This is a genomic window from Brevibacillus sp. Leaf182 (genome assembly GCF_001423865.2).
Lineage (GTDB): Bacteria > Bacillota > Bacilli > Brevibacillales > Brevibacillaceae > Brevibacillus > Brevibacillus brevis_C.
The window spans coordinates 40,179-61,685 of the sequence record NZ_LMPN02000021.1; the positions used below are offsets into that span (position 1 = coordinate 40,179).

Consider the following 21,507-nt stretch of genomic DNA (forward strand, 5'->3'; position numbering starts at 1 on the left):
CTCCTTTCAAAATGAAAAGGTTTAATCGAGGACGGCATTCGCTAGACGCAATTGATCCTGTAATTTCGCCACGTGAAGCAAACGCGGGATGGTCTTGTCATGAAATGCGATGGCCGCTGCTGTACCTGCTGCTTGACCAGTAGCCATACAGCTCGGGGTAAGTCTGGTCGTAGCCAGCGCCTCATGTGTCGTAGAGATACAACGCCCCGCCGCAAGTAGGTTATCGATGGACTGAGGGATCAGGCATCGATACGGAATGTCATAAGCGCCCTCCCCTTCAATATCTGCTGCCACTACGCCTTTGCCAGAAGGATCGTGAATGTCAACCGGATAGCCGCTTCGTGCGATGACATCCGGAAAACGTCTGCCCGCGACCACGTCTCCGATCGTCAAGCTGTACTCCCCGACGATTCTGCGTGTCTCACGGATGCCAATTTGCGTTCCGACTGCGGAGACGGATGCTTTCGCGAACCCGGGAACTTTATTTTTCAAAAATTCAGACATCAACATCACTTGACGTCTCCCTTCTTCCTCCGCTTCCGTCAAATCCTCGACATCTGTTCCATCCAATCCCTGCACCCGCGTGCAATTGATCAAAACCTCATCACTCTCGGGCCCTGTGAAAAACAGAATTTGATCCCGATTAATCGGAACGCCTGACATTTTCCAATGCGTATAAAAGCCTTGAACACCTGTCAGCGGAATGGACGGCAACTGTGCAAACGGCGTCTTGTGATAAAACTCATCCGGATGATCAAGCATGTACTGCTTCACCTGCTCCAGATCGACGCCCCGCATGCGAAACTTCATCGTCATCGGCTGGGTCAGTCCATCTGCATCTCGCCCTTTACTCGTCGGCGCTCCCGATAAATAAGCGATATCTGCATCTCCTGTCGCATCGACGAACACCTTGGCCTTGATCTCATACTTGCCCGATTTACTGGTGAGGGTAACAGAAGTAATCTCTGTCCCCTCTACCTTCACCTGATCGACAAAGCTGTGGACAAACAGCTTGACACCCGCTTCCTTGAGCATTTCCACAGCGACCAGCTTGTAAATTTCCGGATGATACGGCGTGACTGTGCTGACGAATCCCACCGTATCCTGCAAATGTCCAGGCGATCCCCCCTTTGCTTGCAAGCGATCGACGATTTCCTGTGCAACTCCTTTAATGACTTGCTCGCCACTCTCCGTATGAAACGTCATCCACGGATAAACAAGCGCAATCGTCGACATCCCTCCGAGAAAGCCGTAACGCTCGATCAGGATCGTTTTGGCTCCCAATCGTCCGCTGGCAAGAGCGGCACTGATTCCTGCCGGTCCCCCGCCTACCACGACTACATCTGCTTCCACTACTCGATTCATCTGCACTCACTCCTTGTTGAGCTTCCTTTCCATCCATGCTTCCTCTAGTCTTTGAGGCCCGTCATCGATACACCCTCGATAAACTGCTTTTGGGCGAAAAAGAACACGATCAAAAGCGGCAAGGTCGCCATGACGGACGCACTCATCAGATGATGCCACGCTGTCCCTACTTCATCGGTAAACAAGGACAAAGCAAGCGGCAGTGTCATCAGCTCTCTGTCGTTGATGAAAATGAGCGGATCGTAAAACTCGTTCCAGCTCGTCAAAAACGTAAAAATCGTCAGCGTGGCGATAGCTGGCTTCGCCAACGGCAGCATGATGCTCCAGTAAATCCGCCAACGCGAGCAGCCATCGATCATCGCCGCCTCCTCCAATTCTTTTGGAATCCCGAGGAAAAACTGGCGCATGACGAACACTCCAAAAATTCCGCCTGCCCCGAATATGGGAAGCACAATCAGCGGCACATGTGTGTTGATAAATCCAAGCATGCGCATGAACAAAAACATCGGAATCGACGTCACTTCATGCGGGATCATCATCGTCGACAACAGCACCAGAAAGACGATATTCCGTCCGCGAAACGGGATTCGGGCAAACGCATAGCCCGCAATCGAAGCAAATAATACCGTTCCAACCGTGACCAAAATCGCAATGTACAGGCTGTTCCAATAGAACAAATGAAACGGCGTATTCGCCAAAACCTCCGTGTAGTTCTCCAAGCGGATCGACGAAGGGATAAACTCTGGCGGAAAGACGAATATTTTGGCTGGCTCTTTTAATGATGTAGAAAGCATCCACAAAAAAGGCACCAGCATCAGTAGGGAGATCGCTCCTAACGCGACATAGTGACCGCCAATCCCCAATAACTTGCCCACTTGTAATCCGTGGCGATTACTCTTCATGGAACACCCACCTTTTTCTAAACTGCCACTGCAAGAGCGTAAATACTAAAATGATAAAGAACAGCACAAAGGCAAGTGCAGACGCATAGCCGAATTCAAAGTTTTTGAAGGCGCGCTCCCATATGTAATAGACGAGCACCTTTGTACTGTTATCTGGCCCACCCTGGGTCATGACGTAAATCTGCCCAAACACCTTGAGCGAGCCGATGATCGTCAACAACGTGGTTAAGAAAACGGTCGGACTGATCATCGGGATCGTAATCTGAAACAATTGACGCGTCCGACTGGCTCCATCAATACGCGCCGCCTCGTACAGGTGAACGGGCACCTGCTGTAAGGCAGCGATGAACAGAACCATGTTCAAGCCCACATTTTTCAGAACACTTGTCACGATCACCACTGGCATCGCCAGCTTTGGATTGTACAGCCATGAGGGGCCTGTAATCCCGAACATCTGCAAAATTTGATTGATAAACCCTGTGTCTGTCGCAAACAAATACTTCCACACAATCGCCCAGACGATTAGCGATGTCATGACCGGCACGAAAATGGCTGTGCGGAAAATCCCGATCCCCGGCAGCTTGCGCACGAGCAGTAAAGCCAACCCCAACGCCAACACGATGTTCAGGGGGACGAGACCGGCCGAGAACGTAAATGTATTGCCCACAACCCTCCAAAATTCGGCATCCTGAAAGATCGCTCTGTAATTTTCCAAACCAATAAATTCGGCTTCCCCCAGTAACGGCCAATCCGTAAAGCTCATGTACAGCGCGAGCAAAAGCGGGCCTAGCAACAGCACGACAAACCCGATGGCCATCGGGCTGACAAACAGCCATCCCGTCAGATTCGCTTCCCGGTTGAACGATTTTTTCCTTGTGCCACTTGTTCTCTTGTCAGGAGAGAGCGGGACATTCAACTTGCTCTCCATACGATCCCTCCTTAGTTGTCAATCGCATTCCGCAATGCATGGATGGAACGGCGCATTTCATCCTCGGTCCTCCCGATCGCCATCGCTCCAGCTAACAGGACACGAACCCCCGTTTCTCTCAGAGCTCCTATATCCTCCGCCATAATTTTTCGCTGTGTCGGGACGATGATCGGGATGCCTGCCTTCTCTACGATGTACCGATAGGCGAGCAGGTCGGCAAACGTAAGCCTCGTGCCATACTCATTCCCCGGAATAACCGATGCCTCCAATGCGGTCATAGGAAAATGCTTTACGGCTTCCAATCGGGACAAATCAAACTGATCATCGATGGCAAACGTACTCGCCACCCCTTCGATTTTCATAAGGGACGCTGGCAAATGATGACCATAGATGGAGAGGAAGTCGATTCCCAGCGAATCGAACTGCTTGATTTCCTCGGGATTCAGCTCTTCCATTGATCCGCCCGGAACAATGCCAATCGGCCCTGCGAACTGGCTGCGTATCGTTTGGAGAAAGTCCGTATATTCAGCCAGAGGACCGAACCGGTTGCCACTGGCACGATGGTACACATTGATGTGCATCTTCAAGCCATCTGCACCTTCCTCCATCGCTGCTCTGGCCAAGGTCTCATCGTTTTGCGGGAGACTGACCATGAGCAGAAACGGCTTCTCTTCCAGTGCTTGTCGAAAACGATTCATCGTAACCTCCCTCTCAAGTCACAACGGCCTGTATCCCAGACCGTTGTGACGAGCTTACTTTTTCAGGATCGGATTGACTTTCTCTTCCAGCGACTTCACGATATCCGCAGGCTGTGCCGTTTGACCGAATAATTGATCAAAACCAGCCAGTATCGTTGTGTCGATTTTTTGCCAGTCCACATGGCCTGGTTGCAGGTGTGCCTTAGGCATTTCGTCGATAACCGCCTGCTTGATGTGTGCAGGATCAGGATTGCCTGGAACATTCAAAAACGGATCAGAATTCAGCACAGACAAGCGCGGCGGTACAAAGTAAGTCGAGGTCTCCTGAACACCCTGCTCACTCGCGAGGAATTTGAGGAATAGCTTAGTCTCCTCCAAATGCTTGGTTCCTTTGAAAATCGAATACCCTGCCTGACCGAGCATCGGTGCCGAGCCTTTTGAACCCGCTGGCATCGGAGCAATGTCCCACTTGAAGTCCTTGATTGTCCGCGCCTTCGAAACGTAGCTGTACACATCAAAGAACATGCCAATTTTGCCTGATTCAAAGCTGACTTGCTCTCCCGCCTTCGGATGCGACCCATCTGTAAACATCATCCGTTGGAGCATGCTGAGTGTCTCCACCCCGTATTGGTCATTCCACGTAAACTGATTCATTTCTTTGTTGAACGGGCCGCTGCCATTTGACCATGAATAGGAAGACAGGATGATCCATGTTTTCCAATCGCGGAAGAAGTTGGCCCCGTAGATTTTGCTTGCTCCTGTTCCGCTCGAGATCGCTTGCGCCGACTTTTCGAATTCCTCCCACGTCCATTTTCCTTCTTTCGCTAGATCGTTCGGGGATTTCAAGCCTGCCTTGTCAAACAAGTCTTTGTTGTAAAACATCACGGTAGGCGGGGTAGAAAACGGCAGTCCGTAAAGTTTGTCGTCTTTTTGGAACAGCTCAAGCGTCGACGGAATAAAGTCGTCCAGCTTAAAAGCAGTGTCGTTCTTTACATCCGAGACATCTTCCAAAATCCCATTTTCCATAAACTGCGGTACCATTCGTTCAGACACCCAACCGATGTCAGGCAGCTCCTGACCAGCAGCGAGCACCGTCACCTTTTGCTGATAATCGGGGAATGGAACAGATTCCAGCTTCACCTTGATGGTCGGGTTTTGTTGCGTAAATTTTTCAGAGAGCTTCGTATACAGGTCTAGGTGGGCTTGGTTGCCCCATGTTAAAAACGTAAGCTCGACCGCTTCTTTCTGGCCCGTCGCGGAGTCACCGGGAGTCGTCGCGGTGTTGCTGCACCCAAATGTAAACGCTGTCAAAGCAGTAGACAATGCCAACAGGATTGCCTTTTTCATGGCGTACCTCCTTATCTGTTTTCCCTGTCACCAGTATAAAATTGATTGAATAGTGAGATAAATCACGCGAAGTTTAGATTTGGTATGAGATTTAAAGATCTTCACTGCCTACGAGGTCTCGGTAACTCCCGGGTGTCATCCCGACTTCCTTTTTAAATACCAGCATGAAATGCTTCGCGCTCTGATACCCTACTAAGCGGGCGATATCATACACCTTTAGGCTCGTCTCGTGTAAAAGCTGCTTGGCGCGGTTCATCCTCACCTGCGTGATGTAGTCGGAGACATTTTCCCCCGTCTCGGTCTTGAACAATTGACTCAAATAGATCGGATTCAAATGAACAGACTCCGCCAGCGTCTGGAGTCTCAGATCGCCGTCCAAATGATCGTGAATGAATGCTTTTACCTTGCGAATGATTTGTCTTTCTTCTCTAGGGCTACCGTCGACGTTGTTTTCTTCTTCCCGGACTTTCTTTTTGCGATCCAGCACTTGCCTGATTTTTGTGAGCGTGCTCACCAGCTCTAATCGATCAATGGGCTTCAAAAGATAATCAGAGACTTTGTACTTCAACGCTTTCTGTGCGTAGTGAAAATCACCATAGCCACTAATAATCACGATGGGCAGCTCCTCGTACATCTCCCGGATTTTCCCAATCAGCGTCAAGCCGTCGACTTCCCGCATGCGGATATCTGTCACAATCAAATCAGGCATTTCCGTGCGTAGATAATGCAGGGCATCCTTTCCATTTTCCGCTTCTGCCATGACGGCAAAACCAGACGTTCCTTTTTCAATTAACGCTCTCAAGCCTTCCCGAATCATTCGTTCATCTTCCACCAGCAATACTTTGTACATCGCGTGTTTCTCCCTTCTGGAAATCGAGCGGAATCTTCATCGTAATTTCCGTGCCTTGATCCGGTCTGCTCACAATGGTTAGCCCGTACTCTTCCCCGAACAATAAGGTCAGCCTCTGTGAAATGTTTCGCAATGCTGTCCCATTGTGTGCGTTTCCTGTCATCTCATGCTGTTGCATAGGCGTACGCAGACTTGCGAGCAGACGAGTTAGTGATTGCTCAGACATTCCCTTGCCATTGTCCCTCACACTGATATGCATGACACCCTCCTGACAAAGCGCCGTGAGCCATATCGTCCCTCCCTGTTCCTGATGTTCAATCCCATGTGCCATTGCATTTTCAAGCAATGGCTGTAGCAGCAGCTTCGGGATACGCTGATCCGACAGGCTCTCTTCCACGTCCATATACACCTGAAGGCGCTCTCCCAGACGAATCTTTTGGATACGAATGTAGGATTCTAACGATACCATTTCTTGTTTCAGCGTAACGTGCCCATCCTCTCGAGCGACCGTATAGCGCATCAGTTTTCCGAGCGAAGAAACCATGTCTGACACATCGTAGTTACCCGAGCGGATCGCCATCATATTGATCGATTCAAGTGTGTTGTAAATAAAATGTGGATTGATCTGGCTCTGCAAGGCCGCCAGCTCCGCCTCCCTTTCACGTAAGCTGCTGAGATACACCTCATTGACTAGGCGGTTGATTTCCTCGACCATCTGATTAAATTGCTCACTCAGCTTCCCGATCTCGTCTTGGGAATCGACAGGAACTCGTTCATGGAAGTTCCCTCGCTTTACTTGCAGCATTTTTTCTTTCAATTGAACGAGCGGCTTGCTGAGCGAATAGGAAAAATAAATCGCGAGCCCGCCAGCAACGAGTAAAAACATCGCCGCAATCAGCATCGTAAAACTACGCAAGCTATTGGATTCTGCGAGCAGGATATCGAGCGGAATCAAACTGATCACCACAAGCCCCGTCTCTCTCGATTGATGATCCACGAAGAGATATCGCTGTCCCTGAATCATCCTCTGGTTCGCATCCCCACGATTGATCCCGTCAGTTTCTTGCAGCAAAGTACGATAGCCCGGCGAGCCTCCGCTCTCCCGCTTTTCATAAAACAGCTCGTTTCCCTCATTTACGATGATCAAGCTCCCGTCCTTGGTAAAAGGCATATCGGACAAAATCTGGTCAAACATGTCCATTTTCATATCGATTTTCATGATTCCGAGTGGTACTTTCGTATACGGCTCTCGCAATAACCGAGCCACTGACACATAGCGCTCACCAGAGGTATCCAAGTAATAGGAGGGCCGATGCTGTGGAATTATGACCGCTGCCCCCTGTCCCGTGATCACGCGAGAATACCATCTCTCTTCAGCCAAATCTCCCTTGCTCTTCATGACAGAAGGGTCCAGATTGGAAAAAATCATACCATTCCCCGCAATGATTTGAATGCCCTTTACTTCCGGTCGACTATAGGAAAGACTGGATATATACAGTGTCATCTTCTCCCTTTTTTCCATGGAGAGAAAAGAAGTAGCCGACGTATTTGTCTGAATTTCTTTTAAAATGGACAGGACTTCTGGATCGTAGAGCGGCATGAGTGATAAACGCTTCATCTCCCGTATATTGCGCTCCAGGTTGCGATTGATCTGACCCACAATCTGTCCTGTGTATGCAGCCGTTCTCGATTCCGTTGAAGCCGAAAACTTGTTGTACGTGATGATTCCCTGCAAGCTTAACGGGATTGCGATCAAACAAAGAAAAAGCGTGAGAATCTTCGTCCGCAGTGTCCCTTGCCAAAAAAACGTCGAGACTTTCCTTTTCATGATGGCCCCTTTCTATCTGTTTGAATAATCAGTATTTTATTCATCAAAAAATCCGTCAGGTCAAAATCCTGACGGTCTGTTCCTCAGTCTATTTCGATGCCCATGCAAAGACAATCGTAGAATGTATCCTCAATCAAAAATTCTCTCGTCAACGTACCCATTTCCTTGAAGCCTAGCTTTTTGTACAAATAAATAGCAGCATCGTTGTCTGAACGGACTTTCAGGTTGATTTTTCGTATCACCTTTGATTGCTTGGCCCATTCCAGCAGGGATTCCAGTAGAAGTCTTCCAACCCCTGACCCCCAGAACTCTTTCAAGACACTAATCCCAAATTCACCTACATGCTGCGTCCGCGATCGGATACCCCCTCGAAAAGTCAGGTTCCCCACAATTCTCCCGTCCACCTCTGCAATCAAACACAGTTGATTAGGAGCTTCTTGAAATCTTTTGATGTTTTCTTTTTCCTCCTCAGGGGTTACTGTCCATTCTTGTGGGCCAAATGACAAATTGTCCGTCTCTCCTGATACCTGATGTATGAACGCAACTAAGGCTTCAGCATCAGTCAACTCCGCTAATCGGATGATGACATTTTGACCAGACTTCAGTTTGGATACCTTCATAAGAACCTCCTCGCATCGGAAACTTTTCATACTATTTAAACAGAAAAACGGACGCCTGTTAACCGTCCGCTTGTAGCTTTTTCGACTATTCCATTGTTTTAAAGTAAAGGACGGTATCATGCAGGCTGCCATCAGCCGATCGGGCAAACCCCGGAATGCGCCCTGCTTCTTGATAGCCCATCGACTGATACAACTGGTTGGACGGATCGCCCGCTCGTGTATCCAAAACGAGGAGGCTTCGGTTATCAGCAAGGGCCCTTGCCTCCGCCAGCAGCATCAGTCCACGACCAATTCCTTGACGCTGCGCTCTGGGATGAACCATCAGCTTGGCGATCTCTGCTCGATGCAATCCATTTGGCCGACTCACCAGATGGAGCTGGATGGTTCCGACGATGATATCTTCCTGTACTGCTACCCAAATTTTCACATGTTTATGGGGCACCGAAGTCCAATAGGTGCGTGCTTCTTCCAGCTTCATCGGCGGTAAAAAGCCAAGGGAAGCCCCATCCTCCACGACATCGATCAGCAATTGGGACAGTTGACGCAGTTCTTCCTCTGAAAACTCGATTCCTTCCCGATAACAAAGCGCTGACTTCATAAGAGCCCCTCCGTATTTGAAGAAGATTTTTTCCCTTCTTACACTATAACGGAGAAATCAAAATCATGTAAGATAATCTAACATCGTCTTATCAAGGTCGATATCCGTACATACTGAAAACAAACAGCAAGCATAAATAAATAATCGCTGCGGGCACAATGGTAAGAGCAATAAAAAACCGTTTCTTCACACTGTTGGCATTTCGAAACAGCCAAAAGTAGATGAACAGCAGGATGAGAAGAAACGGGACAAAATAAAAGCCCAGCATGAACCCCACCCAATCCGAGTTGGTTTCCCAGAACTGCTCCGGCACGGGAACCCGATGATATTCACTATATATCTGTTCTTTACGAGAGATAAATAGGTAGGATAGCACGAGATAGTAACCGAATATAACGAATTTCAGCCAAGGCTTGATCTGTTTCGCCGCGAGTGTTATAGAAAAGATGATCCCTACGATAAACCATAATGACAAGTATTCCATCTGGATCCCTCCTACGAAGGATTATAGGGATCCGTTCTGTTGGAGATAAGTACCAACTTTTTTTGGTACCTCACCCTCGCGTGATTACAAGAGTCGACAAAATTTGGAATCCTTCCTATAATAGACTTGTCAAACAACACGGTATGCGAGTATCTTTGCATATAGAAAGCTCACTACCTGTAGGAGATGGTCACGATAACGTACGCTCTTTCGTTTTTACTGTCGTTTTGTATCGTTATGGTGCTGATTCCGCCTCTGGCTAAATTGGCATTTCGCCTTGATTTTGTGGACAAGCCACGTAAAGACGTGGAAAGAAAAATTCACCGGGAGCCTATCCCATTGACAGCCAGCTATGCTATTTTCGTCGGCTTTGCTGCATCGTTTCTGCTCTTCTCGAAAGAATCGACCGGGCAAACGATCGCTGTTCTGTCAGGCTCACTACTGCTGCTTATTATTGGTACCATTGATGACTGGTACAAGACGCAAGGCAAGGATTTTTCCGCCCTGCCCAAACTGATCGTCCAAGTATCGGCCGCCGTGATTGTCTACTTGTCGGGTATTACTTTTTCCGGCTTTTACAATCCTTTGAGTGGCGAATACATATTGCTCCCGGAATGGTTGCAGTTCATCCTGACCATCCTGTGGATTTTCGGAGTAACGACGGTCATCAATTTTTCGGATGGCATGGACGGTTTGGCTGGAGGGCTTTCTGCAATCTCCGCAGGCACGCTCTTCGTAGTCGCTTTGGTTAAAGGACAAAGCACATCTGCGATTATGGCGATCAGTCTGATCGGCGTTGCCTTGGCTTATCTGCGGTACAACAAGCCGCCGGCCAAAATTTTCATGGGAGATGCAGGCGCGACCTTCCTCGGCTTTATCTTGGCGGTCATCGCGTTGGATGGTGCCTTTAAGCAAGCAACCGTTCTCTCCTTGTTCATTCCGATTTTAGCACTCGGTGTGCCGATTTTTGATAATCTGTTTGTGGTGACCAAACGCTTCCTGCAAGGAAAGCCGATCTACCAAGCAGATGCCAGCCAGGTTCATTATCGCCTGCTGCGTTCTGGACTCAATCCAAAACAGGTCGTCACCTTCCTGTGCTTGATCAGTGTTTGCTTTAGTCTGACGTCCATTATCCTGCTCCTGCTCGGAGTATAGATTATCGATCACAATGAAAAATGCCGCTCGGGTCTAATCCCTGCGGCATTTTTTTGAGCGGATTACGCAAAGTCTCTTTTCGCTGTCGTGGTCGTCTGAAACGTCTGGAAGCCTGTCCGTTCGTACAATGCAATCGCAGGTTCATTGTGAGTACCTGTGACGAGATACGGCTGCAAGCCCTTTTCCAGCGTCTGGTTCACAAAAAAGCGGACAAGCTCTTTGCCGTAGCCTTTGCCTTGATGCACGGGATCTACGAACACATCGTAAACCTCGCCATGTCCTGTGATGATCAGGGACCCTACGAATACTCCCTCATGCTCGAACAAATAAATGTCCTCTCTCATATCGTTCAGGAGCCATTTCTTCCATGCGTTCATCGTTTTCTCAGGATAATCCGCCAAACGGTATGGCTGAAGGTCGATGCCTTTGCGCACCTCATAGTAAGCGTCACTCTGCGATTGGATATACATATCCATATCGGGTTCGGTGAATTTGCGAACGTCGAGTGTCGGCGCAGGCCCGATCTCTCCTGTGTATTTCATCAGATGATGGCCCCAGATAGAAACAAAGCCTCTCTTGGCAAAAAAATCAGCACCCTGCCCGTGGTCTACCCGATAGGTAGCCATGACTGCCGTCGGCTTCTCCTCGTGCTGTTGCAGTTCCAGCCAAAGCTTATCGAACAGCCGGGAGCCGACTCCTCGCTTTCGATGGTCTGGCCGTATATAGACGTATATTTCTGCTGTCCCTTCTTCTCCAGAGGAGTTCAAATCATAAGTGCCACATCCGATGATTTGATCACCTTCCTCCCAGATGTAAACCGTAGCTTTTTCCACGATATCAACAATCTCATCGGTCCTCCAAAGCATGCCTTCGCCAATCATCGTCACGACTGTCTCTTTGTCAGTTGATTGTGCTTGTCGTATCATCTCTGTTCTCTCCCGTTAGCTCTGTTGAACGGTTGCTGCTTCTGCGGCTTTTTCCAACTTTTTGCGATGCTGCAAGCAAGCCTCGCATCTTCTGCTTTTTCGCCCGAAAGCCGTGTAGTATTTGCTTTTTTTGCAGGATCGGCATGTAATGTACAACGAGCTCGACAAATTGTAGTTCTCTTCTGGCGTATTTTCTTTCAGGTGTACCGTCTTGTTGTATTTGATGAGCAAATGAGCTGTGTGGATGGCATCGACCAAGGCGGAGTGCAGCCTGCCCTCCTGGATGATTCCTGCCGTGTCGATCGCTTCTTTCAGACTCATCTGTTTGCGATTAGCCAAAAGCATGCTAATTGGCGGCTGGATGTCGTTGTAATTGCGCATCCAGTTGAAGTCCAAACCAAACCGCGCACAATGCTCGATCATCAGCCGCTTGTCGTCTTGCCCCCATGTGCACAGGTAGTATTCAGGATCGCTGCCAATCCACTTCATAAATTCTGCGAATGCCCGGCGAAACGGAATAAAGGTTGGCATGTTCTCTTTATCGAGACCGATGAATTTGCGCGTTCTCTCCGTGATCCTACGTTCAATCGCTGGAAAGGTGTAGCGCTGAAATGTGTCGACCTCCACGCCATTTTTTCCGGGTACGACTTTTGCCGCTCCGATCTCAATAATTTCCGGGATCTTGTCTCTCTGATAAGTCAGTGTCGTTTCAAGGTCAAAAACAATGATCTGCAAGCGTAATCACATCCTGTATGTATTGTCTCTATTATGGCTTGGATTGGGCATAGAAAGCAAAACAAAGACAAAAGCGGCTGCCTGATTGGCAACCACTTTTTTACTAACTCCTATCCTGGAGGGATTGCAAACAGGATTTCTACCTTCGTTATATAAAAAGGTTCGAATAAGTGCTTTTGGCGTTGCTCGGAAATCCCACACCCATTATCCTCAATCGTTACGCTTACAAATGATCGCTGCGGAGATGTCTCCGTATAAATCGTGACTGATCCATTATGGGCTACCGCATCTATTGCATTCTTAATCAGATGCAGGCAAATTTGCTCCACATAGGAAGGAATCGCCCACACCTGAACATGCGGTTCTGCATAAGAAAAGGACAACCGCGCATCTTTCTCCATCACGTAATGCTTCGAAAGCTCGTACACACGCTCCATCAAGGGACGAAGCTCGACGATTTCATTTTGACTGTTCCCCGTTTCGTTTTGGCGGGCAAGGATCAAAAAGCTCGTCACCAGATTATTCAAGGACTGCATCTCGTGCTGGCAAATTTGAATGTACTGTTCAAACATCTCCCAGCCTCGGCTGCGACCATCGTGCAATCGTTTTTCGCAAATCGGTCCGCCAAACGAAAGCATGTCCGTCATATGCCCTTCCAAGACATCTTCCATCGACAAGAGCAACGACGATAGCCATCTGTCTTTCGCCGCTGCCCAATCCATCCTATTTGGGGAAGAAAAATAAGGATAAGAACCCTCAGGATTCCTACCCTTGTCGCCCTTTTAGCTTGGCGAGTTTGTGGATTCCCTCGTCAACTGACGCAATCCGTAGCTCATCCTCGCTATTTGCCCGTCTTCATCCCGGAAAAACTCAATCCAAGGGATGGAATCTCTTTTTTGGAAAACGAAGCTGTCTTTTTGTACTGGTATCAGTGGATACGAGAGTCCATCCACCTCCAGGAATAGCTTGCCTTCGTTTTTGGCTATCGATGCGCTTACCCATTCCTGCGAAGAGTAGCGACCCTCGTACAGTGACAACTGCTCATCTGTGACCTCGTATGGATCATAAGCATAGACCGGAGCTCCAGCCGGTCTTGCAAAATAACTGTTCAAAAAGCCGATGACCAACTCTCGGACGCTCACTCCATCGAGATTGACCAAAATCACACCCGTAATCCCTTGATCCGGAACCGAAAAAATGTGCGAGCTGATTCCCTTCAGCGATCCGCCATGCTCTACCAGCGAGCCATCCGGAAAGGCAGACGAGACCATCAGACCATAGCCGTAGGAGCGGTGTCCGTCCACACGAGCAAAGGGAGTGAGCATCTGCCAGACGCTATCGGCAGACAGAATCGATGTCGGGTTTCCCGTTGCCCCCAAGCGAAAGACTTCCAAATAAGCGAGTAAATCATTCACAGTCGATTTGAGGAAACCGGCTGCTCGCATCGCCGGGGCATCGTGCCAGATGGGTGCTGCAATGATTTGGTTTTCGTCATCGATTTTTTTGTTAGTATACAAAATAGTGACGTCATCCTTGTCAGCCAGTTCATCCACGAAAAAAACGGTTCTATCCATACCCAGTGGCTGCAAAATATGCGTCGCAACGTAGTTTTCATACGTCTGGTTGCTGACCCGTTCAATGATCGCCCCCAAAAGCCCGTACGCATCGTTATTGTAGCTAAAGGCACCCCCTGGCTCTGAGAGCGGCTCCCCTTCGAATCCAGCAATGGCTTCCATGACTTCTTCGTACGTATGCAGGTAAGGCACTGTCTTCAGTTCTTCCTCCGCCTTGGTTCCAATGACAGCAGGATCATTTTCCATACTCCGCCTCATTGCACCGTCTAAGTAAGGCATAGGCGCTATTCCAGGCGTATGTGTCATGAAGTGATGAATCGTCATGCGCGCTGTCAGCTCGTGGTCGCCCGCCCGAAACTCTGGCAAATATTTTACGACCGGGTCGTGGACAGACAGCTTGCCTGCCTCTTGCAACTGCATAATCGCAACGCAGGTAAACGATTTGGTGATGGATGCGATGCCAAAAACGGTGTCGAGGGAAAGTGGCAGTTGCTGTTCTCTGTCACGAAAACCGAACGTTCCCTCGTACAAAAGCTCACCGTCACGTGCAACAGCAATAGCGGCGCCCGGAGCCTTTGCCTCGTCCAGCAGTTGCTGTGCATACCTTTGGAACTGTTCCTTCCATGCCGTCATTTTCATCAACTCCCCATCGCTTGCTCATAAATCGCTTTTGCAACACGGGCGATGGTAAGCTCTGCGGCTTCTTTGTCAGTCACACCACGTGATAGTGCCGTGATCGCAATCATCCCTTTTCCTTCGGGCAAATAAATGATACCAGCATCATTGACGACAGCATTGACGGTCCCTGTCTTATGCGCGACCTTTGTACCTTCTGGCAACAAGTACGGCAGACGGCTGTTGTAATGCTGACGTCGCATGATGTCCAGCATCAGCTCGCAGGAGGCTTCCGTGAGAATTTCTTTTCGTGCAATCATGATAAGCAGGCGGTTTAGCTCTGCTGGTGTCGCTACGTTATTCTCACGGGTAGGCATTGATACATCGTGGATCAATTCGTAATTGCCTGACTCTTCCCGTCGCATGAACTCATCGAACCCTGCCTGTGAAGGGGTAGGCTCATTCATACCTACACAGTGGTTGAGGAGCTCCCAGCAATTATGCCGCAAATGAATCTGCGAAAGCCCCAGCTCATGCATGTGCTCATTCACCTTGTCGATGCCACCGATCAGCTCGATGATTTGGTCCGTCGCATAGTTATCGCTCACAATCGTCATCAGTGTCGCCAAGTCTTTGACCGTTAAGGCCGCTCCGGCATCCAGCTCTTGCAAAATGCCTGACCCCGGCACGCGATCCTCCCATTTTAATGTCACGCGCTGGTCGAGGCGGATTCGTCCTGCTTCCACCTCGCGCATCAAGGTGACCATGATCGGAATTTTGAATGCACTCGCCAGTTGAAACAACTCTTCATCCAGATGCCCTGCTGTCTCTCCTGTTTCCAGATGCATAGCTGCGATTCCAAAAATACCGGGTGCTTCCTTCAGCACGTTTTCTACTACTTGCTGCCATGTCATGAATATTCCTCCCCATCGCTCGCGAAACGGCCCACACATGGATTTTGTGTCGGCCATTTCTTTTCAGCGCTATTGTTCTTTGTATCCCCACTTGAAGTCGATGTAGCCCAACGGATCGACTGTGATGCCTTTTACCTTTTCATTTTGTACCCATGAATTGACGCTGGAGTACACACCTGTGACAGGCATTTCTTCCATCAGGATGCTCTCCGCTTCGACCAGATACTGATTGCGTTTAGCCTCATCTGGCTCGGCGTACGCCTTTTTCACCAGCTCTACGTACTTCTCGCTAAACCAGAAGGTAGAGTTATTGGAGCTGTACTTCTCCATCATCAGCTCCAGGAAGTTGACGGAGTCGTTGTAATCTCCCGTCCAGCCTGTTCGGGAAATCATATACTTCCCTTGCTCCTGATCGTCAAACATGACCTTCAATTCTTTGTTGATCAGCTTGACATCCACACCGAGTGATTGCTTCCATTGAGCCTGCAACGCTTCGGCAATCTTCTTGTTGAGATCGGAGGTATTGTAAAGATAGGTGATTTCGGGCAGCTTGGTGATGCCCATCTCCTTCATTCCTTCTGCCAATAACTGTTTCGCCGTCTCCACATCGTTATCCTTGAAATATCCTTCTGGCTTCAGGGAGGCGGAAAGTGGAACGAAGCCCATCAAGGGCGTCTGTCCGGCCTGACCGATGTTTTCTGCGATGTCACTTCGGTTGATCGCGTAGGCAAACGCTTTGCGGATTTTGCTATTCGTAAATGGTGGCTTCTGTGTCTGGAACAAGAGATAGTAGTTGGTGGCACGTTGCATGGTTTGCAGCTTGCCTTCTTCGCGCAACGGTCCAATGGCATCCGCAGGCAGTCCGCTAATCGGGCCGCCAGCCCAATCCAGCTCGCCGCTATTGAACAGTTCCAGCTCGGTATTGGTATCTTCAATCATGGAAAACTCGATTTCGTTAAACTTCACGACGTCTTTGTCCCAATAGTGCTCGTTTTTGGCCAGCTCAATCTTGTTTTTATGCTCCCAATTCACCAGCTTGAACGGTCCATTGGTTACGATGGACTCGGGCTTTTTCGCCCAATCGGGATTGGACTCCACCACCTTTTGGTTGACCGGATAGTAGAAGGTCGCAAGTGTCAGGAAGTAAGGGGTAGGGTTTTCCAAGGTGACTTGTAGCGTCTTGTCATTGACGACCTTGATGCCGACATCCTCCGCTTTCGCCTTCCCTTCGAAAAAAGCACGGGCATTTTTGATCGGATAGTACTTGTAGGCGGAGCCGCTGGCTGTCTTCGGATTGAGCACGCGCATCCAGCCGAAGGCGAAGTCTTGGGCCTTAACCGGGTCGCCATTGCTCCATTTGCTGTCGCGCAATGTAAAGGTGTACACCTTTTTGTCCTCCGATACTTGAATGTCGGATGCAACGGAATTGACTGGCTTGCCATCCTTGTCCAATCGAACAAGCCCGTCGTACAGCGAACGGATAAAGGCACCGGAAATCACATCGTTGGACATGCCTGAATCAAGTGTTTCAGGCTCCGCGGCATTCATGTGCAACGTCTGCTCTGTCGCAGGCTGCACAGTTGCCTGCTGTGCTGGCGCTGGTTGCTGCTGGTTGTCTGGTGCGGTTTGAGTCGGCGTATTGCCGCTGCTACAGCCTGCAAATAGTCCCGTAAGCAAAACGAAGAGACTTGTCATGACAACTGGTCTTTTCATGCTGTACCCCCCTGTTTGAGTCGGATAACCGATTATTGAATAAATATTCTGCAAATTTTATACCATTCGTGTTTTCGGTTGTTCTTTTGTTGATTTTATTCCCTGCTGAATACTTTTACCCGAGTCGGTCCAACAAGTTTCTACCAGTAGTCTCTGTCACGCAAAAAAGAAGTATTCATCCTTGAATACTTCTATTCATTCGCGCATATGGGGGCAGTCCTCTCTAGCTTATGGCTGGTTCATACATGGCTACGGCATCACATGACCGTCGGCAAAAAACGATCGGGACGTGCTTTTGCTTCGCCAGCTTCTTTATATTTTTACTCAAGCTGTGACTCACAAAGTTAATAAAGACAAGAACAAGCTCCGTATCAGAAGGAATCGTCGCCTTCACATCGGATTTTTTGCGACCTGATACGTGATAGACATTCTGGAATCCTTTGTTCTGCAACAAGCTCTCGATTTCTGCTACTCGATCTCCTCCTACCACAAGAACGCCTGCCATAGTCCTTCCTCCTCTCTTTTTTCCACGCCTTTTCTTCTATTTTCCGGTGCGCACTTGCGAAATCTTTGCCTCAGGCTTTTCCGCCGGGATTCTGTATTTTTCCGTTCGCTCAATTTGAACGATCTGTGAATCGTGAACCACAATATGTATGGAGCCGTATTCCAGACCATCCAGTGCGCGCGCGATTTTCTCTAATAAGAGATCGTCTAGGGGAATCCCATTTTTTGCCATGGGAAGCACCCTCCTGTTTCGTCAAAATCAATATACATTATTCCTACCTATTTACTTTGTTTTATGATCTGATAATACCTCTTGATCCCCATAACCGTCAATGTCAAACAGTTTGGGCAGCAAGAGGCTTTTCTCACCTCATTTTTTTTCGATTGACGGAAAGCTCCCTGCGCAACTAGACAGCTTGGTTGTCTTTGTCCTCGCGGGAGCTTTCGGTAGACCGATCAGCTAATTATTTAAAAACCGATGCATTTACTATGATATGAAAATATTACCATATGCTCCTGCTATCGGTCAATGCCCCGTTCAGTTCTTCGTTCCCCCATTGATTCCGTTTACACTAAGTGACAGGCGACAAATCTGTCGGCGCTAACCTCGCGAAAAGCAGGCACTTCCTGTCGGCAAATGTCTTTCACATACGGGCAGCGCGTGTGGAATTTGCACCCTGCCGGAGGATTTGCAGGACTTGGCATGTCTCCTTGCAGGACGATGCGTTCGCGCTTTTTCTTCGGGATCGGAAGCGGCACAGAGGAGAGCAATGCTTTGGTATACGGGTGGAGCGGCTCCAAAAACAATTCATCCCGAGGTGCGAGTTCCAGCAATGACCCCAAATACATGACGCCGATCCTCGAGCACAGATGCTCGACGACGCTCAAATCATGCGAAATAAATAAGTACGTCAGCTTCTTTTGCTCCTGAAGATCTGCAAACAAATTGATGATTTGGGCTTGGATCGACACATCCAGAGCAGATACTGGCTCATCCGCGACGATAAAATCAGGGTTCAACATAATGGCCCGTGCGATACCGATCCGTTGGCGCTGACCTCCCGAGAACTCATGCGGATACCGATCGACATGATACGGCGCCAATCCACATAAAGCCATGACCTCTAAAACTCTTTCTCTGACCTCTGCTTGTGGGAGCAACCCGTGATCAAGCAGTGCTTCCCCCAGTGCCTCACCGATTCGGACCCGTGGATTCAGCGAGCTGTACGGGTCTTGAAAAATATATTGCATCCGCGGGCGCAAAGCTCGGAGCTCTTGGCGATTCAAGGCGTGCACATCGATACCCTGAAAGCGGACTTCTCCCTCTGTCTTTTCCAATAGGCGCAGGATAGTGCGACCTGTCGTGCTTTTCCCGCTGCCGGATTCACCGACCAGCCCGAACGTCTCCCCTTTTTGAATGGAAAAGCTGACGTCATCCACCGCTTTTACATGGCCGATCGTCCTGCCTAAAAGCCCGCCGGTAATCGGGTAATATTTTTTCAATCGGCGCACTTCCAGCAAATTATTGTCCACGGGCGATCTCCTCCTCATACAGCCAGCACGCGACCTTTCTGCCGTCTCCCCCATCTCGCAAAGGTGGCTGCTTCACCCGGCAAATGTCCAAGCACTGGTCACAGCGGTCAAGAAAATAGCAGGAATCGCCGAGTGTCGTCGGATTCGGTACTTGACCAGGGATGGAATACAGCTTGGCTCTGCGTTGGTTCAACACAGGCTTGGAGCGAAGCAAGCCTTGTGTGTACGGGTGCTTCGGCTCCTCGAATAGCTCGACGACAGGAGACACCTCTACCACTTTTCCTGCGTACATCACGACGACATGATCGGCCATTTCTGCAACGACACCCAGATCATGTGTGATAAAAAGAATCGCAGTTTGGGCTTCCTCCTTGATTTTGCGCAGCAGATCGAGAATTTGCGCCTGAATGGTCACATCCAAAGCTGTCGTCGGCTCATCAGCGATCAGCAGGCGGGGATTGCAGGATATTGCGATGGCAATCATAATGCGTTGCAGCATGCCCCCACTCAATTCATGGGGGTACGATTTGGCGATTTCTTTTGCCCGCGGGATTCCGACTAGCTCGATCAGCTCAACAGCTCGCGCTTGAGCTGCTTTTTTGCTTGTGCCCTGGTGCTCCATGATAGGCTCCATGATCTGCTCACCGATGGTCAATACAGGATTGAGTGACGACATCGGCTCCTGAAAAATCATTGCCAGCTCATTGCCGCGGAGCTTGCGCATTTCTTCTTTGCTGACTTTTCTCAGATCACGACCTGCAAACCATATCTCACCCGAAACGATACTGCCTATTGCCTCTGGGATTAGTCCCATCAATGACATGGCTGCCGCGCTTTTGCCGCAGCCTGACTCGCCTACGATGCATACGGTCTCTCCTTCATTGACGCGCAGATCGAGGGCATCGACTGCTTTGACCACGCCTTGTTCGGACTTGAAGTAGGTACTTACATTTTTGATGTCGACTAGAGCATTCATGCTTGGCTCACCTGCCTTTTTTATAAAAGTAGCTGTAGTGGGAGGGGAGAAGTGATTTCCAGTCTACGCTTCGGCCTACGCCCCGCAAGGGGGATCACTGTCCGCTACGGAAAAAATGGCGGGAGCGCTTCAAACGTAGAAGTTAAGGGGAAGTAGTCCATAAGTGAAGCTGAAATTCCCCGCCATTTTTTCCTACGCTGGGGCGGGCTCCAGAGGCGCTTGGACTGGAAATCACTTCTCCCTGCGCTGCTTCAGTTTTATCTTGAAAGAAGGTTCAAGAAGTTATAAATCATTCAAGAACACCCCTTAACGCTTCTGCTTCGGGTCCAAAGCATCCCGCAGTCCATCTCCCAACAAATTAATTGAGATCACGGTAGCAAAAATAGCAATCCCCGGAGGAACCCACAGCCACGGTCTTTTCTGAAAATCGATCAACGTGTTCGCTGCATCCATCATATTGCCCCATGTCGGCGTTGGCGGGACGACTCCGAGGCCGAAGTACGATAAGACCGATTCACTTAGAATCGCACCACCGACGTTCAAGGTGGCAACGACTATCAAGAGTGGTGTCAGATTGGGCAGTAAATGGAAGAATAGCTTGCGTCTGTCGCGCAGACCGAGTACTTCTGCTGCTTGCATGAATTCACTTTCACGAAGGGTGAGCATCTGGCTGCGGACCATTCGCGCCAAGCCGGGCCAGCCGATCAGACTCAGCATGACCATAACGATGTAAATGCGGTAGTCGGTCGGGATTTTCCACTCGGAGAGGACTGCGCCCATAATAAACAAGAGCGGCAGACCAGGAATGGTCATGAGCACATCTGCTACGCGCATGATCACTTGATCGACCCACCCGCGGTAAAAGCCAGCCAGTGCACCGAGAAGGGCACCAATGGATACAGAGAGCACCATGGAAGCGATGCCGACTGTCAATGAGATTCGGCCCGCCTGCATCAACCGCGTCAAAATGTCTCTGCCCAAGCTGTCCGTCCCGAGCCAATGGGAGAAGCTTGGCGGCTTGTTGATCATGGCCGTATTAATTTTGCCGGATGCGTACGGAGAAAAAAACGGACCGATGAAACATACCACTGCCATGACGAGTAAAAACACAAGTCCAACCATGGCCAGACGTTTCCTTTTCAGTCGCAAAAACGCCTCGTGCCACAAGGAAGAACGCAACGCTACCTGCTCCGGTCTCGTCACCTCCGCTACTTCCCTTACCGTTGATGCCATCGTTTTCCC

The 21,507-nt window shown here is 49.4% G+C and carries 22 protein-coding genes; 1 reads left to right on the forward strand and 21 read right to left on the reverse strand.

Annotation, left to right across the window (positions count from 1 at the left end):
* Positions 1-21: 21 nt before the first annotated feature.
* The 10 genes from ASG16_RS12235 to ASG16_RS12280 all read right to left on the reverse strand — a co-directional run bounded on the left by ASG16_RS12235 (position 22) and on the right by ASG16_RS12280 (position 9,620).
* On the reverse strand, positions 22-1,365 hold the full coding sequence (locus ASG16_RS12235) for an FAD-dependent oxidoreductase (RefSeq protein WP_056491338.1): 1,344 nt from the start codon (positions 1,363-1,365) through the stop codon (positions 22-24).
* Positions 1,366-1,409: 44 nt separating this feature from the next.
* A complete protein-coding gene (locus ASG16_RS12240; protein ID WP_056491340.1) occupies positions 1,410-2,267 on the reverse strand; it encodes a carbohydrate ABC transporter permease in 858 nt (285 codons plus the stop codon).
* Positions 2,257-3,195, reverse strand: a complete 939-nt coding sequence (locus ASG16_RS12245; RefSeq protein ID WP_048034381.1) for a carbohydrate ABC transporter permease — start codon at positions 3,193-3,195, stop codon at positions 2,257-2,259. The genes ASG16_RS12240 and ASG16_RS12245 overlap by 11 nt, the downstream gene beginning before the upstream one ends.
* An 11-nt stretch (positions 3,196-3,206) precedes the next feature.
* Positions 3,207-3,893: a hypothetical protein gene (locus ASG16_RS12250; RefSeq protein WP_056491342.1), complete on the reverse strand. Its 687-nt coding sequence runs from the start codon at positions 3,891-3,893 to the stop codon at positions 3,207-3,209.
* A gap of 54 nt (positions 3,894-3,947) precedes the next feature.
* Positions 3,948-5,240 (reverse strand): ABC transporter substrate-binding protein, encoded by a 1,293-nt coding sequence (locus tag ASG16_RS12255; protein WP_056491343.1) that lies wholly within the window; start codon positions 5,238-5,240, stop codon positions 3,948-3,950.
* Positions 5,241-5,331: 91 nt separating this feature from the next.
* Positions 5,332-6,090, reverse strand: coding sequence for a response regulator transcription factor (locus tag ASG16_RS12260; RefSeq protein ID WP_056491345.1), 759 nt, complete (start codon positions 6,088-6,090; stop codon positions 5,332-5,334).
* Complete coding sequence (locus ASG16_RS12265) at positions 6,062-7,918, reverse strand: cache domain-containing sensor histidine kinase (protein ID WP_056491347.1); 1,857 nt, start codon at positions 7,916-7,918, stop codon at positions 6,062-6,064. The genes ASG16_RS12260 and ASG16_RS12265 overlap by 29 nt, the downstream gene beginning before the upstream one ends.
* Positions 7,919-8,001: 83 nt before the next feature.
* Complete coding sequence (locus ASG16_RS12270; protein WP_056491348.1) at positions 8,002-8,538, reverse strand: GNAT family N-acetyltransferase; 537 nt, start codon at positions 8,536-8,538, stop codon at positions 8,002-8,004.
* Between the two features lie 85 nt (positions 8,539-8,623).
* Complete coding sequence (locus tag ASG16_RS12275; protein WP_056491349.1) at positions 8,624-9,136, reverse strand: GNAT family N-acetyltransferase; 513 nt, start codon at positions 9,134-9,136, stop codon at positions 8,624-8,626.
* A 91-nt stretch (positions 9,137-9,227) separates the two neighbouring features.
* Entirely contained in the window at positions 9,228-9,620 is a 393-nt protein-coding gene (locus ASG16_RS12280) for a hypothetical protein (protein WP_048034388.1), read from the reverse strand.
* A 186-nt stretch (positions 9,621-9,806) separates the two neighbouring features.
* On the opposite strand from ASG16_RS12280, the gene ASG16_RS12285 reads away from it, so the two are divergent.
* Positions 9,807-10,775: an MraY family glycosyltransferase gene (locus tag ASG16_RS12285; RefSeq protein WP_048034389.1), complete on the forward strand. Its 969-nt coding sequence runs from the start codon at positions 9,807-9,809 to the stop codon at positions 10,773-10,775.
* A 62-nt stretch (positions 10,776-10,837) separates the two neighbouring features.
* On the opposite strand, the gene ASG16_RS12290 is transcribed toward ASG16_RS12285, so the two are convergent.
* The 11 genes from ASG16_RS12290 to opp4C all read right to left on the reverse strand — a co-directional run bounded on the left by ASG16_RS12290 (position 10,838) and on the right by opp4C (position 21,498).
* Positions 10,838-11,701, reverse strand: a complete 864-nt coding sequence (locus ASG16_RS12290; RefSeq protein ID WP_056491350.1) for a GNAT family N-acetyltransferase — start codon at positions 11,699-11,701, stop codon at positions 10,838-10,840.
* 15 nt (positions 11,702-11,716) lie between these two features.
* Complete coding sequence (locus tag ASG16_RS12295) at positions 11,717-12,436, reverse strand: 3'-5' exonuclease (RefSeq protein ID WP_056491351.1); 720 nt, start codon at positions 12,434-12,436, stop codon at positions 11,717-11,719.
* Between the two features lie 110 nt (positions 12,437-12,546).
* Positions 12,547-13,083 carry a sensor histidine kinase gene (locus ASG16_RS12300; RefSeq protein ID WP_241970746.1) on the reverse strand — a complete coding sequence of 179 codons (537 nt, stop codon included), beginning with the start codon at positions 13,081-13,083 and terminating at the stop codon, positions 12,547-12,549.
* Positions 13,084-13,218: 135 nt separating this feature from the next.
* The gene (locus tag ASG16_RS12305; RefSeq protein WP_056491353.1) at positions 13,219-14,643 is read right to left on the reverse strand and encodes a serine hydrolase; all 1,425 of its coding nucleotides are present in this window, start codon (positions 14,641-14,643) and stop codon (positions 13,219-13,221) included.
* A 5-nt stretch (positions 14,644-14,648) separates the two neighbouring features.
* Positions 14,649-15,539, reverse strand: coding sequence for a serine hydrolase (locus ASG16_RS12310; RefSeq protein WP_056491354.1), 891 nt, complete (start codon positions 15,537-15,539; stop codon positions 14,649-14,651).
* Between the two features lie 69 nt (positions 15,540-15,608).
* Positions 15,609-17,252 carry a peptide ABC transporter substrate-binding protein gene (locus ASG16_RS12315; protein ID WP_056491355.1) on the reverse strand — a complete coding sequence of 548 codons (1,644 nt, stop codon included), beginning with the start codon at positions 17,250-17,252 and terminating at the stop codon, positions 15,609-15,611.
* A 223-nt stretch (positions 17,253-17,475) separates the two neighbouring features.
* Entirely contained in the window at positions 17,476-17,757 is a 282-nt protein-coding gene (locus tag ASG16_RS12320) for a DUF2325 domain-containing protein (RefSeq protein WP_007729617.1), read from the reverse strand.
* A gap of 36 nt (positions 17,758-17,793) precedes the next feature.
* Positions 17,794-17,988 carry a YezD family protein gene (locus ASG16_RS12325; protein WP_056491357.1) on the reverse strand — a complete coding sequence of 65 codons (195 nt, stop codon included), beginning with the start codon at positions 17,986-17,988 and terminating at the stop codon, positions 17,794-17,796.
* Positions 17,989-18,323: 335 nt separating this feature from the next.
* Complete coding sequence (locus tag ASG16_RS12330) at positions 18,324-19,289, reverse strand: ABC transporter ATP-binding protein (protein WP_304650853.1); 966 nt, start codon at positions 19,287-19,289, stop codon at positions 18,324-18,326.
* Positions 19,279-20,265, reverse strand: coding sequence for an ABC transporter ATP-binding protein (locus ASG16_RS12335; RefSeq protein WP_056491360.1), 987 nt, complete (start codon positions 20,263-20,265; stop codon positions 19,279-19,281). Before ASG16_RS12335 ends, ASG16_RS12330 begins: the two co-directional genes overlap by 11 nt.
* A gap of 306 nt (positions 20,266-20,571) precedes the next feature.
* A complete protein-coding gene (gene opp4C / locus ASG16_RS12345) occupies positions 20,572-21,498 on the reverse strand; it encodes an oligopeptide ABC transporter permease (RefSeq protein ID WP_056491361.1) in 927 nt (308 codons plus the stop codon).
* Positions 21,499-21,507 lie beyond the last annotated feature (9 nt).